The organism is Microcoleus vaginatus PCC 9802, from assembly GCA_022701275.1.
Classification (GTDB): domain Bacteria; phylum Cyanobacteriota; class Cyanobacteriia; order Cyanobacteriales; family Microcoleaceae; genus Microcoleus; species Microcoleus vaginatus_A.
The window spans coordinates 5616028-5628658 of the sequence record CP031740.1 but is presented as its reverse complement, the minus strand read 5'-3'; the positions used below and the strand labels follow the sequence as shown (position 1 = coordinate 5628658).

The window sequence follows — 12631 nt, the reverse complement described above, 5'->3', positions numbered from 1 at the left end:
CGCTAAATCGTAGTACCGAATATAGTAGGGGCTTCTGTACTCATAGGCGAGTGCCTTAGCTTAGACTTTCGTCCCTGCTTGGGTATTACCTCGCATCCTAAAGCAGAAACGGCTGAACCTTCCGCCTTTAGTATTTTGATACCTTCTGCTTTTATCTTTATCCCTGCTTTCTTCTCGCGCTCCCGATCGCGATCGGTAGCACAGTGAGGACAAGTCCCTTCCCTCATATCTAATTGCATCTCGGTCATTTGATGGAAACAATTAGAACAAAGTTTGGAACTGGAAACCCCTCTATCAATCTCGACTAAGTTCCCGCCTTTGCGTTCCAACTTGTAGGCTAAGAAGTTGGTAAAACTTTCCCAAACCTCATCCGATCTTGCTTTCGCCACATTTTGATTGCGACTCCTGTTCCAGAAATGAAAGTTTTCTACTATGACCGCGAGGCGATCGCTGACCCACTTATAACTAAGTTTATGTAGAAAATATTGCCGCGAATTCCTAAACTGTTCGTATAGCTTGGCAACAACTTTTCTATATTTGTACCAAGAATTATTTATTGTCTGCTGGCGCCTTAACTTTTGCGGCTGGCGCTTCAAGTTCTTCTCGTGCTGGCCAAAATGCTTAGCCTTGTCATATTTAGATTTTTTTTCCCCCTCGGTGACAATAGCAAAGTGTTTCACTCCTAAATCAATGCCATAAATCCTACCTTCTTTTGTTGTCTGGTTCTCACACTCAATTTCATTCAGGATAATAGATGCCAGAGATTTTTTGGAATAATTTTTCCTAATAATTACACTCTTATTTTTACCCTCAATTAATCTAGATATTTTGGGTTTAGCTATTCCACTATTGCGACCAACTGTGACACTATCCTCAAGAATTTTGACGTTTTGACGATACTGAACAGACTGTTTTTTAGGCTGCATTTTGAACTTAGGAAACCCAACAAGTTTATGAAAAATAATTTTGTAGGCAGTGGTTAACTTGAGCGTAGTAGCTTGCAAAACTTGGCTGTAACACTCACCTAGCCATGCACTTCTATATGATTTTTTGAGATCGGGTAAAAGTGTGTTGAGTTCGGAGCAGCCAAGTTTCTTACCAGTTTTTTTATAAAATTCAATTGATTTATTTAGACCATAATTAGAGCACCAACGCGCACAACCCAAAGCGGGAGCTAATTGTATTTGTTGCTTTTGGGTAGGATACAAACGAACTTGGATAGCCCTGTGTAGCACTCAACATCACCTCCTTGGTTCTTCTATTCTCTCACAATATACAGTTGACGAGCACAGCATTAGGGAAAAATTGGGTGATGACGATTGCATCTTGTATGTCTTGAAAGCTGTCCCAAAAACTGCTCAAAGATGCGCTCGTCGTCACCCGCCCTTCCCACTATAACGGTACTTCGTTTAGTGGGAAGGGCGCGAAATAGTTAAACCAGGATTCACAAGTCCCAACAGACACGCAGATAGCGAAAGTAGCACCTACAATCGCTTAAAGGCGCCGTGTGTCTGTCGGAGCGGGTTTCACAGACAGTTCTAAACTTGACAAACCCGCCCCGACAGATTTGCAGCGGGACGGGTTTAATTTTACCCCGATCGGACTTAGGCTAAGAAACCCGGTTTCTGGGAAACTATGGGGTTTAGTAACGAGAAATCTCGAAATAAACCCGGTTTCTGAGGAAGAGTGTGTCCTAGACTAAGTGAGTTTAGGATATTGGGCGAGCTTCAGCGCTACAGCTAACAAAAATCAACTCAGTAGATTTTTCAGTAGATTTTACTGTACCGCTTGAGAGCCCAACGCTGACTCCACTGCCAGCAGAGCTCGATCGACTTCTGCGGCGGTGACAATCAGCGGCGGGACAAATCTCAGCACTTTCGGCCCTGCGGGAACCAAGAGCACTCCTGCGGCGATGGCAGATTTGACGATATCGCCCGATGTCAGTTCGATGTCAGCTTGCAATTCCATCCCGACAATCAAACCCCAGCCGCGCACCTCAGCAATTAAATGCGGATATGCGGCCGCCAACTTGTTGAGGCCTGCTTTCAACTGTTCCCCGCGCTGCTGCACGTTTTCTAGAAGGTTTTCCCGTTCTAAAGTTTGGCAAACGCACAAAGCTACAGCGCAAGCAAAAGGATTGCCGCCGAAAGTGCTGGCGTGACTTCCCGGTTCAAATACATCGCAGAAAGATTTGCACAGCATAGCGCCGATCGGGATACCGCCGCCCAATCCTTTGGCAGACGTAAAGATATCGGGTTCAATGCCAAGGTTTTCGTAGCCCCAGTATTTGCCGCTGCGTCCCATCCCGACTTGCACTTCGTCGAGAATGAGCAAAATGCCTTTTTCGTCGCAGATTTCCCGAATGCGCTGGAAGTAGGCGAGCTCTCCGGGGCGAACTCCGCCTTCGCCTTGCAGCGCTTCGAGCATAATTGCTGCTACTTGGCGTTCGTCTTTGTCGAGTTGCTCGATCGCACTTTCGATCGCACTAATATCGTTGTAGGGCACATAGTGAAATCCCGGCACCAAAGGGCTAAAACCCTTTTGGTATTTAGGCTGTCCGGTTGCCGTAATTGTCGCTAAAGTCCGCCCGTGGAAACTCGCAACGGCGGTAATGATTGTCGGATTCGAGATATTTAATTTTTCGTGGGCGTACTTGCGGGCGAGTTTAATTGCCGCTTCATTCGCTTCCGCGCCGGAGTTGCAAAAGAAGGCTCTGTCCGCGCAAGAATGGTCTACAAGCCACTTCGCCAGCTCGCCCTGTACGGGGATGTAATAAAGATTAGAAACGTGGTGTAGGGTCTGAATTTGCTGAGTTACCGCTGCAATCATTGCCGGGTGGGCGTGTCCCAGAGTGCAGGTAGCAATACCAGCCACAAAATCGAGATATTCGCGGCCCTCGGTATCCCAAACGCGGCAGCCAAGGCCCCGTTCTAGGGCGATCGCAAAACGCCCGTAAGTTGTCATTACATAGCTGTCGAAGCTCTCAGAACTGAAGGGACTGGCTTCGGCTTGCACGTTTGGTTCTTTTAGTAAGGTTTCTGGACTCACGAATCGCTCCTTAACACATAATATGCAGACCTCGATTGTACGGTAAAAATCCAGGTTAGCGGTGCAGGCTGTTAGTTTTGTCATAAAATCATAACAGTAAACTCAATTAATCCCTCACAAATCTACTGATGAGTTATTACATTTCTCCTAACTTTCTCGATAAAGTTGCGGTGCACATCACTAAAAACTTTTTAAATTTGCCCGGAGTAAGAGTCCCCCTAATTTTGGGAATTCATGGCCGCAAAGGAGAAGGCAAAACTTTTCAAACCGAACTGGTTTTTCGGCGGATGGGCTTTGAACCGGTGATGATATCTGGCGGGGAATTAGAAAGCCCGGATGCTGGAGATCCGGCGCGTTTAATTCGCTTGCGCTACCGGGAAGCTGCGGAGCAAATTCGCGTGCGCGGCGAGATGTGCGCCATCTTTATTAACGATTTGGATGCTGGTGCTGGCAGGTTCGATTCGACTACTCAATATACTGTCAATACTCAGATGGTCAATGCCACTCTGATGAATATTGCTGATAATCCAACTAATGTGCAGTTACCGGGAAGTTATGACAGTACGCCTCTGGATCGAGTGCCGATTATTGTCACCGGAAATGATTTTTCTACCCTGTACGCGCCGCTGATTCGCGACGGGCGGATGGAAAAGTTTTATTGGGAACCCAGCCGGGATGATAAAATTGGGATTGTTGGAGGAATTTTTGAGTCGGACAAATTGTCAAAAACCGAGATTGTGGGGTTGGTTGATAATTTTCCCGATCAGGCGATCGACTTTTTTAGTGCTTTGCGATCGCGCATTTACGACGAACAAATCCGCGAATTCATTCACAAAATAGGAATTGAGCGAGTTTCCAAGCGTTTGGTAAACACTTTGGAAGCAGCGCCAGATTTCCAGAACCCGAATTTCAGCCTCGCTCATTTATTAGAAATGGGCAGTTTGATGGTGGGTCAACAAAAGCGGATTCAGGAAATGCGCTTAGTAGATGAATACAACCAATCGCGCCTGTTTAACGTTCAAGGAACTCCCAAGGCCCCTGCTGCTGCGCCCACGCAAAGTGAATTAAACGACCCGTCCTCCAAATATTATAAGGCTTACGTTGAGCCAAGTTCTGAAGGTGGTAACGGTCATGCGGCGCGGCTGAGTTCCGAGGTATTGGAACAAGTAAAACAGTTATTAGCAAGAGGCTGCAAAATTGGCATGGAATATGCAGATAATCGCCGATTTAAGACTGGTTCTTGGCAAAGTTGCGCGACGATTAACAATGCACAGGAAAAAGATGTGGTTGCATCTTTAGAAACTTGTTTGGCCGAACACGGCGGCCAATACGTGCGGCTGATTGGTATCGATCCAAAAGTCAAGCGGCGGGTAGCTGAAACAATTATTCAGCGGCCGCAGGGTTAAAGCTAAAGTAGTTAAAGTTATGAAGGACACAACACTGTTGTGTCCCTACAGGCAATATCTTCTTTATCTCGCCCTAGACTAAATGACAGACAGAGATGATGCAAACCAGCGGCGAATTAATTCTACTTGGAAACGGTAGCCTTCACTAACTTCCTCAATCAATTCGCGTTGCAGAAGTAAATTGAGAGCATCGGATTTATCGGGAAAGTGTTGCAAAATAGCTAATCTGCTGACTATTGCCCCTTCTCCTTGTGCTGCCAAAAACTGCAAAAGAGCTAATCCTGCTGCATCTGCTTGATTGCTTTGAATATCGGCAAAAAAGAAACTGCCAACACTTAAAGCCTCTGGTATTGCTGCTTCTACATCGGCTAAAGTTGCCAGTCGGCGGATAGATGGATCTTGCTCGTTTTTTAGGGCGATAATTTCAGCGCAGAGGAGTTGTATTAGGAAAGGGTGACAGCGGGTGAGTTGCAAAACTCGATCGACCGCATTGAGTTCGTAACGGAGGGTAAAATCTTGGACTGGTTGCTCAATTAGTTGACGCGCTTCGGCTTGTTTCAGGTAGCTGATATGAACGACTTGGACATTGATTAAATAGCTAGCCCAACGCTGAAATTCTTCTATTGTATGGGAACCGGCTAGCAGCACTTTGAAGCGGGGACGATGTTGAATCAGGTGACGCAACATTCCCAGAACATCCTCCTGATCAAAGCGTCCTTTTGTGATGGCATTATCTAGCGCCTCGAATTCATCCAAGGCAAGCAGGGCAATATTTTGTTGTAGCGCTTGTTCTACTTCGTCCAGCCATTCATCAAAGCGGGTAAAAGGGTCATCTTGTAGTGTTTCGCGGTTAAGAGATGGGAGAGTGAAGGCGCTTTGGCGCTGGGATGAGTTTGCCATACTCCTGGCGATATTGTAGAGAAAACCAGCATAATCACTGGCTGATGAAACTGGCCCTTGTAAGTCTACAAACATGGGAATGATAGTGCTGGGTAGCAAGCGTCCCAAATTGTTGAGGAGGGATGTTTTGCCCATGCGCCGCTGTCCGTAGAGTAGCAAGGGAAGGCGGCGGCGGTCTAGCAGTAATTGCTCGATGCGCGTACTGATGTAAGTTCCACTTAAGTCAACGGGTTTGACAAAGATTTCCTGTTGTTCTGTCAGGGGTACGCCGATTATATAAGGGTTGTCGATTTCTTGTCGCAGTTCGACAACTTCTGCTAGTTCCCGCACATAGTCAGTGACAATTTCATACCAACTATATGCAATAGGGCGAAAACGTACTGCATATTTGTCACCACTGCGGGTCAATTCTCGAATTAAACCATTTAATCTTTCTGCTACAGCACTGAGGGCTAAACGCTGGTTGTAAGCACTATTTTGGTTGAGGGCTGCTGCTACATCCTCGCTGATGCGACTAAAGCTAGTTAGGAGGAAACTAACTGGACTATTCAGTCCTCCAAGGGCTAGATTGCGGTAGGCGTTACCGATAGCAGCTACATCCGTACAACCTTCTAATTCCTGTACATCAAGTTCAATTTGTACAGCTTGTGCAGCCCAACGCTGACGACTGGTACTTAAATAGTTGAGTGCGGCTTTGCCCTCTTCTGGGTTACGCTCCATTACTAAGAGAACGTGCTGGTCTAAACCTTGTAGGGGAAGGCGCTGCCGCTCATCCCAAAAAGCAGAATGCCAACGTAAGAAACTGGGTTTAGTAGCTGTGCGTCCTTTGTCTAGTTGATAAAGCAGGGTATTCCATATTATCAGAAAGGGATAAAGTACCACAGGTAGCCACAAATTCAAGATTAAGGCTACGCTAAACCCAACGATTTCAGCCATGTAATGTACCGCAACCTCTATTATGGGTGTCAGTGCGTACATTATTGGGTATAATACGACACAGATGATCGCGGTACAGGCTAGGAGAAAGATGATAGCGATAACGGAGTTGATTATTATTTTTTTGCCGCGCTCTGGGCCCTTATCTCCACCTGTTAGGTAGAGAAAGCCTCCATAAATCAAAAACATTAGGGGTAGCGCCACCCCGACTGCGAACAGAACTTTCATGTAATGTACCGCAACCTCTGTTATGGGTGTCACTACGTACACTATTAGGTATAAGAGGAGAGAGATGATGGCGGTACAGAATAGGAGAAAGATGATAGCGATAACGGAGTTGATTATTATGTTTTTGCCGCGCTCTGGGCCCTTATCTCCATCTGTTAGGTAGAGAAAGCCTCCATAAATCAAACACATTAGGGCTAGCACCACCCCGGCTCCGAACAGAACTTTCATGTAATGTACCGCAACCTCTGTTCTGGGTGTCACTGCGTACATTATTCGTGCGTATAATAGGAGAGAGATGATGGCGGTACAGAATAGCAGAAAGATGATAGCGATAACGGAGTTCATTATTAATTGTTTGCCCTGGTTGGCCTTCACCCCTTCTCCTTGATCATTCATGAACAGAAAACCTGCATAAATCCAACACAAAATACAACACATTAGGGCTAGCGCCACCCCGACTCCGAACAGAACTTTCCAGCCGAAAATTGTTACTAGCTCGATGGTAATCGCACCGATTTGCAATACAGAAAAGACAACATAGAGTGTTTTGTTAACTAACTGAAATGGTATGAATAGCGCCAAGCCATATGCAAAGCCGATCGCCACGCGAAATATAGTCTTTTGAATAAACGGGCCCAATATCCACACCACCAAAGCTAGCGACAAAGTAATTAATAAAGGCAGAACCAAGTAGGTCTGGAGCCTGAACCGCCACAATTTTGGACTCTCCCACTGTAAAGGCCTCCGTCTAGCTGAGTTAGAGTTTAAATCGAGGTCAATCCGCTCTGCATGATTAAGCAATGCTGAGGGACGAAAGAAAATCCAAAACAGCAGTTGCAGGCTACCAAGAATTAGGTTGGGATGCTGTTCCGGTGAATCGGTGTAGGCGTTGGGCGGCACGTTGGGTGAGGTCATCCGATTTTAGATTTTAGATTTTAGATTTTAGATTGAGCCCACAGATAAATGCCAGGGCTTGCGATCAAATTGCTTTAGGTACTTAATTTTGAGTTGTTTCATAAATATAACGAGCGCTAGACAAGTTTCTCCAATAAATGAGTGAAGGGCTGCATCTGTTGTAACCCTTCTTCCTGCCAATCATCCCCCATTTCCCCATGTTCCAGACTAAATAATCGTTCTCGACAAAGGATTTGCAGCAGCAGAGGCCAGCATTTACTTTGAGTCAAAATCCACTCGATATCCTCAGCCGGAAAAGGAGTGGGCGAACTGGCTATCAACTCGCGCGCTTCAGCTTCAGTCAAAGCAGCCAGAGTTGCGGTATATCCAAAGATATTGAAAAAAGGCGAACTATGTCCGGTGCTACGCGCTAATTCGATCGGCGATTCTGGAGTTGCCAAGATAAAGCCTAAATTCCCATTGGTTTGGTTAGTCGCCAAAGAGCGCAAACTCTCCCAAAACCGATCATCTAATTCGGGACAGCCCTGTAAACCTACACCAATTTCATCTAATAGGATGACTGTACGCTGACGTAAATTACTGCTAACCACATCCATAAATCTCTCTAAGTCGCAAGGGTTAGGTACTGACATTTTTAGGCATTCTAAAATGTAGCGCAGCAGCCCTTCCCGACTCTGCAGTCGCGGATCTTGAAAATCTACGAAAATCCAGCGATAGTTTTCTGGATGGGGCAACCAGTCAGATTTTTGACCGGGACGCAACTGTTCTGTTGGGGTGGTGGTAATATTTTTCAAGTATTGCAGCAAAGAAGTCTTGCCACTGCGCCTCTTGCCGATAATCGCAGCATTTTGCAGGGGACGACGTTTCAGTAAGTCGAATAGGCGTTTGAGTTCTTTCTGCCGCCCGAAAAAGTGGTGCGGATGGGTGATGGGAGTGCCAGTTACAAACGAGGAAGTTTCGCTATCTTCTGCATTTTGCAGTTGATTTTTAGGAGCAAAATCACAGTCGCCCTCCTCCAGTTTTAGCCGAAGCGCCCTAAAAACAAGTTCAAGAGAGCTTTTTTGGACTCCTTCACCGTGCACTATTTTCCTGACTGTATCAGAACCTAACGTTTCATCCTTGAGCTCAAGTTGAATTTTTTCAACTATCTTACTGACGGCATTTTTTTGACTGCGGATACCTAACCGATGTATCTCAGCCTGAAGTTTCTGCTGTCCTGTGGGTGTCAGTATCACACCGCGAGCGCGCGGCAGCGTCCGTGAATTCATAAGTTGGCGAAGTTTAACGTTCGGGTGACGATATTCCCGAACTTAAGGAAGATAGTAATAGTTTATATGAACTTAAGCCAGTAAACCAAGTTTGCTCGGATCTCAGCCTTCCAAGCTGAAAAGCTAGCTGGAACTGAGATGGCAAAGTTAATTACTCAAAATCTACAAAGTTCCTGCCTATCGTCTTCAGAATCGTTCCAAAGCTGTTTCAGTAGGTGGAAGATAGACATTGTAGAGTTTAAAGAAATGAAATGCTTCTTAATAAGTCCAATACCAACCAACCATTCCCTTCGGATGATTACCCAGAAATGAAGCGGGATGTCATGCAAGAACGTTTGCGTCAAGCTAAATTCACTGTTAACGTGATTCTTGGGTTAACAATAGTAAGTGCCTCCATCAGTATTTTAGGCATCGGACTGTTGTTTTCTGGAAAAGTCACAGAAGGCTCAGTTGCCACCGCTGGCGGATTAACATCAAATATTGTCAGCGTTGGGTTACTCAAGTTTACTAAAGAAACGAACGACAGACTCGATCGCTTAGCCAAAGAATTCAAAGACGACGATTAAATAAACATAGTTAAAGTAGGGTGCTCTGCGGCGCACCTTACAAATTCAAATTAAATTCTGCAAAAATTTATCAAAAGTTGCCCGATCGGGCATAGCAACTTGAGCACCCACTTTAGTTGTGCACAAAGCGCCCGCTGCTGCGCCCCACCGCACCGCCTCTGACAAGGACAGACCGGCATCTAATGCAGAGGCTAACCCGCCGTTAAAAGCATCGCCAGCAGCCACAGTGTCGATCGCCTCCACAGCAAAAGCCGGTACAAAAAAGGTTTCATCCGCCGTAACAGCAACAGCCCCGCGATCGCCCAATTTGACAATAACATTCTTGACACCGCGCTCCTGCAACTGTTTGGCAGCTACAATCGCTGTTTCCGTGTCATTCACCCGAAAACCGACTAACTGACCCGCTTCCACTTCATTCGGCGTGATAATGTCAATTAGCGGATAAAGTTCGATCGGCAAATCCGCCCTAGCCGGTGCTGGATCGAGAATAACTCGCACCCCCGCTTGACGAGCAGCTTTCGCAGCTTTTTGGACAATTTCCAGGGGAATTTCTAACTGTAACAGCAAGGATGTAGCTGGTGTTAACAGTTTTTGGAGACGTTCTAGATCTGCTTCACCGACATTGTTATTCGCGCCCGGAATCACAATAATATTATTTTGACCTGTCTCGTCTACGGCGATAATTGCCACTCCTGAATGAGTGTTTTGGTCTATTAATACATTGTCTGTACTTAAACCATAAGATTGTAAATTTGTCAATAATTCTTCAGCAAATTTATCGTTGCCGACGCGGCCGATGATGTGGGTAGAAGTGCCGAGACGGGCGGCGGCGACGGCTTGATTTGCTCCTTTGCCGCCGCCTGCTGTGAAAAAATTGCTACCGATGATTGTTTCCCCTGGCTGCGGCAACCGGGGAGTTTTTGCTGCTAGGTCGATGTTGATACTGCCGAATACAATGATGCTCATAAATTATTCAATTTGGTAATTGGTAAGCTGTAGCGCATTTAATTTGTAAACTACTTTTTACTTAAACTCTTGTGGGGCGGGCAGGATAGCCCGGCGCGAGCAAGCTTCAATTTAAATGCCAAATAGCTTAATTGGTAATTGGTAATTCTCCCATTCTCCCACTTTCCCCCTCTCCCTCTCTCCCCCTCTCCCTCTCTTCCTTAAGACGTGCTAGAACAGTTATGGTCTTCACAGGTCAATTCAATGGCAGCAATTACTCTCGATCGCAATCCCTGTGTCCTGCTAGTTGAAACAGACGAAGTTCTCGCCGGACACTTGAGTCTAGACTTAAAATCCTCCGGCTATGAACCCGTAGTAGCTTCTAACACCGCCACCGGCCAAAATTTAGCTCATGAATTGCAGCCTGCTTTGATTGTAATTGACCGGATACTTGGCGCTGAGTCGGGGCTGTCACTGTGTTCTTACCTCAGAAGTATTGGCAATCGGGTGCCGGTGCTGCTACTCGTCGGCCGTGATACAGTTGACGATCGCGTAGCTTGTCTGGAAGCTGGGGCGGATGATTATTTTCTTAAACCTTACCGCACTGAGGAGTTTTTGCAGTTGGTGCGCTTGTATTTGCAGCCGGATAACAGCAGCAACGAACAATTGAGGTTTGGCGATTTAGTTTTGGATTTGGCCTCTAGGCGGGCCCTGCGGAACGGACGGGCGATCGACCTGACGATGAAGGAATTTGAGCTGCTAAAGTATTTGATGGAACATCCCCGCGAGGTTTTGACTCGGGAACAAATTCTCGAAAATGTTTGGGGTTACGACTTTTTGGGCGAGTCGAATGTAATTGAGGTTTACATCCGCTATCTGCGCCTCAAGATTGAAGATGAGGGCGAAAAGCGTTTGATTCAAACGGTGCGTGGTGTTGGCTATGTGATGCGGGAAGCTTGAAGCAGTCAGTTGACTGTTGACTGTTGACTGTTGGCTAGTTCCAATGTCCAATGTCCAATGGTCAATTACCAATCTAAAATCTAAAATCTAAAATCTAAAATCAATATGAATTATTTAGCTACTTTGCTCGGTATTGGAGTAAGTATATTTTTGCTGGGATGTTCGCCGACTTTACCTGTCGCGAATGCTGGTGCTACTGGTATTGTGGCGGCTCAGTCTCCGACGGCGACAACCTCGGGTCAGGTGCTGCCTGTTTCTGCTAGAGCTCGGATAGGCGATCGCCCAATCGAACTCGAAGTGGCGAAAACAGTGGAACAGCAGGCTATGGGTTTAATGTACAGAACTTCTTTGCCGGATGACAGAGGAATGCTGTTTGAGTTTAAAGCGGCGCGGCAGGTCAATTTTTGGATGAAAAATTGCAAGATTTCTCTGGATATGATTTTTCTGCGGGATGGGGTGGTTGAGGCGATCGAAGTTTCTGCACCTCCTTGTACTGCCGATCCTTGTCCTACCTACGGGCCCAATACTGCTGTCGATCGAGTTATTGAACTCCGGGGCGGGCGGGCTGCTGAACTCGGTCTCAAAGTGGGCGATCGTGTTGAAATAGAGTTTTTGAACGAAAACCTGCATCAATAAACAATCCCCCGGTTTCCTTGTTCCTTCTTTTTACCATCCCTTACATCCGTTACGGAATCGGTTGGCGAACTGCCCCCTGCCTTCGGAAGACCGGAGAAAATTTAGAAACTTTACAAAAATTGATAAAATCCGTTAAAATATTAATGTAACATTCAGTACAAACACCGAAAGATTTGCTACGATGTCGATCTCAGCCAGTCTGGACTTGAGCTTGTTTCCGGAAGCTGTTGATTGTTGGTCGCAGGTATGAGACGAGTCAGCGACTCGTTACCAATCCTGAGAGACGATACTCAGCCTCAAGAGGTAGCAACACGAAAAGAAATTCTCTGGAAATTCTGGCGATCGAGCTAAATCTACTAACCCTATCTAAAGTAATATGCTACGAGCCAAGTTAATTGGCGGTACTTGGCAAACTTAACTTCTGGTAGCAGTTTCGGGTTTGATCGAAATATCTAACTAATTTTGCCGAAGTAGATTTGCGGATTCTGCATTTCGGCAGATGAAGTTAAACTCTGAACCTGGTTTAGTAGTTTTAGGTAGCAGAATAAATTCTGATTCGCACTGCAAAGATGCCGAGGTATTCAGTTTAGGTTCGATCGCGATCGCAAGTCGCTCGGGCAGAAATCACCAAAATTGCAAAACCTTTCACTTTTTGGGAAAGGTTCGCTTTACAGTCGCACTCAGCATTCTGTTTGGCAGTTTAACCGCTAATACTGTTTTCACAGCTATCGACGGTTACAAGACAAATTTAAAACTGGCTTATTACTCATCAAAAACATCAGGTTCACATCAGAAAATGGTGTCCTATACTTACAGGTGAAAT

The 12631-nt window shown here is 45.9% G+C and carries 10 protein-coding genes; 5 read left to right on the top strand and 5 right to left on the bottom strand.

What is annotated here, in order from left to right; translation table 11 throughout:
• Nucleotides 1–2 precede the first annotated feature (2 nt).
• On the bottom strand, nt 3–1235 hold the full coding sequence (locus D0A34_23250) for a transposase (GenBank protein UNU21375.1): 1233 nt from the start codon (nt 1233–1235) through the stop codon (nt 3–5).
• A gap of 541 nt (nt 1236–1776) precedes the next feature.
• Nucleotides 1777–3048 carry an aspartate aminotransferase family protein gene (locus D0A34_23245; protein ID UNU21374.1) on the bottom strand — a complete coding sequence of 424 codons (1272 nt, stop codon included), beginning with the start codon at nt 3046–3048 and terminating at the stop codon, nt 1777–1779.
• 128 nt (nt 3049–3176) lie between these two features.
• Between D0A34_23245 and D0A34_23240 the strand changes: the two genes are divergently transcribed.
• Nucleotides 3177–4454, top strand: a complete 1278-nt coding sequence (locus tag D0A34_23240) for an AAA family ATPase (GenBank protein UNU21373.1) — start codon at nt 3177–3179, stop codon at nt 4452–4454.
• Between the two features lie 78 nt (nt 4455–4532).
• Here the strand turns inward: D0A34_23240 and D0A34_23235 are convergent, their stop codons facing one another.
• Together D0A34_23235 and D0A34_23230 are read right to left on the bottom strand one after the other, a co-directional pair.
• Nucleotides 4533–6863 carry an ATP-binding protein gene (locus D0A34_23235; protein UNU22429.1) on the bottom strand — a complete coding sequence of 777 codons (2331 nt, stop codon included), beginning with the start codon at nt 6861–6863 and terminating at the stop codon, nt 4533–4535.
• 686 nt (nt 6864–7549) lie between these two features.
• Nucleotides 7550–8701 (bottom strand): ATP-binding protein, encoded by a 1152-nt coding sequence (locus D0A34_23230; GenBank protein UNU21372.1) that lies wholly within the window; start codon nt 8699–8701, stop codon nt 7550–7552.
• Between the two features lie 251 nt (nt 8702–8952).
• On the opposite strand from D0A34_23230, the gene D0A34_23225 reads away from it, so the two are divergent.
• Nucleotides 8953–9267, top strand: a complete 315-nt coding sequence (locus D0A34_23225) for a hypothetical protein (GenBank protein UNU21371.1) — start codon at nt 8953–8955, stop codon at nt 9265–9267.
• A 45-nt stretch (nt 9268–9312) separates the two neighbouring features.
• Here D0A34_23225 and rbsK read toward each other — a convergent pair whose 3' ends face one another.
• The gene (rbsK, locus tag D0A34_23220; protein UNU21370.1) at nt 9313–10233 is read right to left on the bottom strand and encodes a ribokinase; all 921 of its coding nucleotides are present in this window, start codon (nt 10231–10233) and stop codon (nt 9313–9315) included.
• 243 nt (nt 10234–10476) lie between these two features.
• On the opposite strand from rbsK, the gene D0A34_23215 reads away from it, so the two are divergent.
• From D0A34_23215 to D0A34_23205, 3 genes are all read left to right on the top strand, one after another.
• On the top strand, nt 10477–11172 hold the full coding sequence (locus D0A34_23215; GenBank protein UNU21369.1) for a DNA-binding response regulator: 696 nt from the start codon (nt 10477–10479) through the stop codon (nt 11170–11172).
• 105 nt (nt 11173–11277) lie between these two features.
• The gene (locus D0A34_23210) at nt 11278–11808 is read left to right on the top strand and encodes a DUF192 domain-containing protein (protein ID UNU21368.1); all 531 of its coding nucleotides are present in this window, start codon (nt 11278–11280) and stop codon (nt 11806–11808) included.
• A gap of 499 nt (nt 11809–12307) precedes the next feature.
• The gene (locus tag D0A34_23205) at nt 12308–12628 is read left to right on the top strand and encodes a hypothetical protein (protein UNU21367.1); all 321 of its coding nucleotides are present in this window, start codon (nt 12308–12310) and stop codon (nt 12626–12628) included.
• The last annotated feature ends 3 nt before the right edge of the window (nt 12629–12631 follow it).